This window comes from Holospora undulata HU1 (genome assembly GCF_000388175.3).
Lineage (GTDB): Bacteria > Pseudomonadota > Alphaproteobacteria > Holosporales > Holosporaceae > Holospora > Holospora undulata_A.
This window is the reverse complement of record NZ_ARPM03000201.1, coordinates 1-4,639: the sequence shown is the minus strand read 5'-3', so window position 1 is coordinate 4,639 and position 4,639 is coordinate 1. Positions and strand designations below refer to the sequence as shown.

Below are 4,639 nucleotides of genomic sequence, written 5' to 3'. Positions count from 1 at the left end.
AGGACTTCCTCTCAAGCCATTTTATTTCCTTAGGCACGGTGAAACGGATTGGAACCTTGAGCATAGAGCCATGGGCAGCCAAGATATTCCTCTCAATGATCGAGGCGTTTCTCAAGGCTTAAATGCAGCAGAATTGCTAAAAAACGAACCTATAGCGACTATTGTGAGCTCTCCTTTACGCAGAGCTTGCAAGACGGCAGATATCATTACCCAGCACATAAAAGCTCCTATCATCGAAATCACTGAATTACAAGAGGCATGCTGGGGCGAAAAAGAAGGCCAGCTCAAAGGCAACGGTTTATGGATCAATGGTTGGCGGAACGGAGAAGATATCAAAGGAGCGGAAGGATACGCTGACTTTTCATCAAGAATTACGCGAGGACTAGAAAAGGCATTACAACACAAAGGCCCTGTTTTGATTGTATCTCATGGGGGCGTTTATTGGGTTGTGCAAGAAATTTTAGGCCTTTCAATTATTGATCTTGGTAATGCAGAGCCCGTTTTTCATCAGCCGCCTGAACATCCAAGTCATCCATGGGGTATTTATCCTTTATCTGAGGAGAGAAATTTGTATGATTATGAATGATCCAAATATTCAATCAAGGCTTGATTTAGAGGGTAAATATCTCTAGCTACTGCAAATTATTAAAACACTCAAGGAGTAGTTTTTCGAGCAGAACCTTATGTTCTCCACTTACGGTAGATAGCATGCGTGATTCAACAGCACGTATCATATCATGCGCTTGAGTCACAACTTTGTGCCCTTGATCCGTCAATTCTGTACATAAAATTCTACCATGAGAAGCATCGCTTTTACGCTCTACAAGCCCTCGCTTTTCTAAATTAGAGACAATGCCGTGCATGGTTTGAGCAGTTATAAAAGCTGACCTTGCAAGTGCCGCATTAGACGCCCCTGGCTTTAATTCTAATTGAGCCAGTACTGCATATTGTGGAGTGGTGAGATCAAGAGTCCTTAAAGCTTCGTCCATATGCAGGCGCAAAGCATGCTGGGTCTTTTTCAGTTTATATCCAAGCAAACTTTTAACACCTACCTCTTTATCTCTTGATATATCAGTGTCCTTACAATATATTATCAGTATGCTTATACTATAATAGGAGTTTGATATGAATACAACTGATAATTTGAACCTTGCTGAAAGCTATTACAATGCCATGCTTGCCAAGGATTTTGATAAGATGGCGAGCTACCTCCATGACAATGTGCATTTCATCGGGCCACTTGCAGAAATGCATGGCAAAGATGCAGTTGTTACAGCGGCGAAAAACTTTGGTGGCATATTGCAGGATATCCAAATCAGGTCACGTTTTGCGGACGGCGATCAGATTATGTTCGCCTACGATATGGTCGTTCCAGCCCCGATTGGTAAGTTCAGAGCGGCAGTGCTGATGGAATTCACGGATCGACTCATCTCTAAAATCGAGTTGTTTTATGACGCAAGCCCCTTTCAAGAAAAGAAAAGTGAGATTTTTGAAGACGATAGTAAGTGATCAAGTCAAAACCCCAAAGAATAAGACTTCCCGCTTAGAGTTTTAATTTTGAAACGCAGGATATAAATCAAGTGGTTTGGCGTCATCCCATTTTTCATAAGCTTTTGCTAGCGTTTGCTCAGCTGACTTACGTAAATGATGAAGTAGATTATAGGCTTTTGATACCTGGATAAATGCTTGCAATCTTGAGATAAAGCGTGGCCTAGCCAAGTTTGCTTCTTGCTTCCATAATGAATCAACAGGTACAGGACTAGATGGCCAGCACTCATCTTTATCCATGATGCGCAGGGCAAATGGCATAGAGCTGAGTAGCCAAAACCCACAAGCTGCTGCATAGCTTTCATTGTATTTGGCGTCATCAAGGCTAGCCTTAATTTTGCTTGCAATTGTTTGCCTATACAATCCTTCTAACTCTAATATCACTTCTTCGGGCAAAGCTTTGGCACACCAACAGGTTGGGAAGTTCATCCTAAAATAAGTTGCATCTAGTAAGCTACTTCCAGGCCTTACCCACTCAAAATCAATCAGCTGAAGCTTGTCCTTATCTTCGTGGTCAAATACGTTGTCAGGACAAATATTGCCATGGGTGAGCACATAGAAATCTCCGGGGCTTAAGCTCATTTCGATCACATCTATGGCTTCTTGTTTCACTGCATTTGTAAAAGCACGTATCATATCATGGGCTTGGATAACAACTTTGTGATCTTGATCCGTCAATTCTGTGCACAAAATCTTACCATGGGAAACATCATTTTTACGCTGAATTAAACCCCGTTTTTCTAAATTAGAGACAATACCGTGCATGGTTTTGGCGGTGATAAATGCTGACCTTTCAAGTGTCGCATTAGACGTTCCTGGCTTTAGCTCTAATTGCGCAAGCACTGCATATTGCGGAGTGGTGAGATTAATAGTTCTTAAAGCTTCATCCATATGAAGGCGCAGGGCATGTTGGGTCTTTTTCAGTTTGTACCCAAGCAAACTTTTAACACCTACCTCTTTATCTCTTGATATATCAGTGTCCAAATTATCAGCATGCTTATACTATAATAGGAGTTTGAATGAACACAACTAATAATTTGGGCCTTGCTGAGAGCTATTATACTGCCATGCTTGCCAAGGACTTTGATAAGATGGCTGGCTACCTGCATGAAAATGTGCATTTCATCGGACTGTTTAGTCCAAATCTTATACGGGCCTGTTGGTGACAAAAAACTTTCTTTCATTTCACTCTCTCTAAAATAAAATCACATCTCTCTTGCACCGTCAGCCCTTTGGGTGCCACAATGATATCAAAGCCAAATTCTTTATACACATCGAGGTGGATCTGCTCAAAAATTAAAGCATCATCATAGCTTATTTTTCTGGCGTCGGTATGTTCGATAACCCCTAGATTTTCAAAAAAGAATATATGGTTCTGGTAAACGCCGTTTTTTAGGCAACGATCAATTTCATCAAGCAACACAGGCGAAGGCTTAAATTCTGTATTTTTCCAATTGGCCAAATATTTACCAAGGGCGCAGGTGCAAAGTGGCGCGCGGTCATAAAACTTCAGATCTCCAGCAGTATTCATCTGCCGCTCTTTTTGCATAAGTGTAATTTTATCGACAAACTCAGGCTCTTCCCATGGCGTATCGCAGCCATTAGCTTGCTCTGCTAATTACATCCGTTGCAGCTTCATGAATGACTGCATGCCCTAATTTTTCTAGCTCTTTTAGACAAGAGGTTTTTCCACTTCCTGGAGTGCCGGTAAAGATGAAGCGTCTCATGTTAATGCATTTTTTGTCCATTAGGAACCTTTTGATCAGCTGTTATCAAACATATAGCGCCGCTTTCATCTGCAAATCCCACAAGCAAAAACTGAGAGGTAAATCCTGCTATATTTTTCTCTCCCAAATTAACGCATCCCACAATTTGGCGCCCAATAAGAGTCTGTGGCGTATAATGCACAGTCACCTGAGCTGACGTCTGCAATATGCCAATCTCAGGTCCAAAATCTGCCCACACTTTGAATGCCGGATTTTTTGCCCTTGGAAATTCTTCTACTTTGACAAGCGTACCAGAGCGTAAATTCACTCGCTCAAACTCTTCGTATGTTATTGTTGTCATTTGTTACCTTCGATTCGATCTATAATTTTTGTCATTTTTTCTTTTGCGTCTAGCTTGGCACGCTGACTGGCCCCAATCTCTTCTTTTTTATCGTCTTCTATGTGGTTTGAAAAAATAATTCTTCTATCGCCTTTTTCAATCCAACCAATGAACCAGCCATGATATAAATCAGGATTTTTTGTGCCATCAGCATTTAATAAGCTGCCCATTCCTGTTTTGCCATAAAACTTCCAGCCGTTTTTTAACTCTTCTACAAATAGGATATTTTTTGTCATTGTTACTGCGTGCAGCTTAACAGGCAATTTTCCCGCTAGCATCTTCTGTAAAAAGGCGACTTGCTCTGCGCTTGAAATCTGCAGAGAACTCGATAACCAAGCATTTGTAAGGCCGTTGTTTTGTCCTTTGTCTCCTGAAAGGTCCTTATTTCCGTAATCAAATTTTGTGACATACTTCTTGAAATTTTCCATGCCAAGTTGTTTTGTTAAAACTTGGCTATACCAAACACAGGATTCTTTCATCCAGCTTTTGGGAGTTTGATCTTGCTTCCAAACCTCTCGCCAATCAACATAACCTTCTTTAAAAGGCCATACAGGATGCATTTCATCTATAAGAATACCAGAATCAAATCCTATGAGGCTTAAAGTGATTTTAAAAGTAGACATAGGTGCATAGCGCTTTTCCGGGTCACCCTCACTTTGTAAAACTTTTCCATTTTCTTTTGCAATAAAACAGCCGTCAGCAAACGCAATACCCGCTGATAACATAATAGAACATAACAACAAAATAACTTTTTTCATGATTTACCCCATACTCCCCCTCACTTTTTTGAAGGGTCTTTAAAAGATCCGAAAGAGAGGCTATTTTATTAAAAATAAACAACAATGTTTAATGCAAATTAACCTCTCATCCCGCGCAGAGACTTTTAAAACCTTCGTACTTATCGATCAGCGAAAGGTTCAGCATCCTGCGCTGATCCACAAGATGAACGCTCCACCTTCAATAAAATCCAAGCTTGAACGCGTCA

8 protein-coding genes are annotated in these 4,639 nt (G+C 40.8%); 2 read left to right on the top strand and 6 right to left on the bottom strand.

Features of this window, described 5'->3' with window-relative positions; translation table 11 throughout:
- On the top strand, positions 1–586 hold a 586-nt coding region (locus K737_RS06220; RefSeq protein WP_006288742.1), incomplete at its 5' end, for a histidine phosphatase family protein.
- Between the two features lie 46 nt (positions 587–632).
- On the opposite strand, the gene K737_RS06215 is transcribed toward K737_RS06220, so the two are convergent.
- Positions 633–1,037, bottom strand: coding sequence for a MarR family winged helix-turn-helix transcriptional regulator (locus K737_RS06215; protein WP_006299425.1), 405 nt, complete (start codon positions 1,035–1,037; stop codon positions 633–635).
- 88 nt (positions 1,038–1,125) lie between these two features.
- Between K737_RS06215 and K737_RS06210 the strand changes: the two genes are divergently transcribed.
- Positions 1,126–1,509 (top strand): nuclear transport factor 2 family protein, encoded by a 384-nt coding sequence (locus K737_RS06210; RefSeq protein WP_006299424.1) that lies wholly within the window; start codon positions 1,126–1,128, stop codon positions 1,507–1,509.
- Between the two features lie 42 nt (positions 1,510–1,551).
- Here the strand turns inward: K737_RS06210 and K737_RS11275 are convergent, their stop codons facing one another.
- The 5 genes from K737_RS11275 to blaOXA form a co-directional block, all read right to left on the bottom strand.
- The gene (locus tag K737_RS11275) at positions 1,552–2,532 is read right to left on the bottom strand and encodes a MarR family winged helix-turn-helix transcriptional regulator (protein ID WP_024161520.1); all 981 of its coding nucleotides are present in this window, start codon (positions 2,530–2,532) and stop codon (positions 1,552–1,554) included.
- Positions 2,533–2,728: 196 nt separating this feature from the next.
- Positions 2,729–3,097: an AAA family ATPase gene (locus tag K737_RS06190; RefSeq protein ID WP_024161518.1), complete on the bottom strand. Its 369-nt coding sequence runs from the start codon at positions 3,095–3,097 to the stop codon at positions 2,729–2,731.
- Between the two features lie 52 nt (positions 3,098–3,149).
- Positions 3,150–3,275 carry an AAA family ATPase gene (locus K737_RS11535; protein ID WP_200863632.1) on the bottom strand — a complete coding sequence of 42 codons (126 nt, stop codon included), beginning with the start codon at positions 3,273–3,275 and terminating at the stop codon, positions 3,150–3,152.
- A gap of 1 nt (position 3,276) precedes the next feature.
- Entirely contained in the window at positions 3,277–3,615 is a 339-nt protein-coding gene (locus K737_RS06185; protein ID WP_006299421.1) for a tRNA-binding protein, read from the bottom strand.
- The gene (gene blaOXA / locus K737_RS06180; RefSeq protein ID WP_006299420.1) at positions 3,612–4,412 is read right to left on the bottom strand and encodes a class D beta-lactamase; all 801 of its coding nucleotides are present in this window, start codon (positions 4,410–4,412) and stop codon (positions 3,612–3,614) included. The genes K737_RS06185 and blaOXA overlap by 4 nt, the downstream gene beginning before the upstream one ends.
- Between the last annotated feature and the right edge of the window lie 227 nt (positions 4,413–4,639).

Bases quoted from the DNA above. Each gene is read 5' to 3' on its own strand.
- K737_RS06210 (WP_006299424.1), top strand. From the start codon at position 1,126: ATGAATACAACTGATAATTTGAACCTTGCTGAAAGCTATTACAATGCC.
- K737_RS06190 (WP_024161518.1), bottom strand. From the start codon at position 3,097: ATGCAAAAAGAGCGGCAGATGAATACTGCTGGAGATCTGAAGTTTTAT.
- K737_RS11535 (WP_200863632.1), bottom strand. From the start codon at position 3,275: ATGAGACGCTTCATCTTTACCGGCACTCCAGGAAGTGGAAAAACCTCT.
- K737_RS06185 (WP_006299421.1), bottom strand. From the start codon at position 3,615: ATGACAACAATAACATACGAAGAGTTTGAGCGAGTGAATTTACGCTCT.
- blaOXA (WP_006299420.1), bottom strand. From the start codon at position 4,412: ATGAAAAAAGTTATTTTGTTGTTATGTTCTATTATGTTATCAGCGGGT.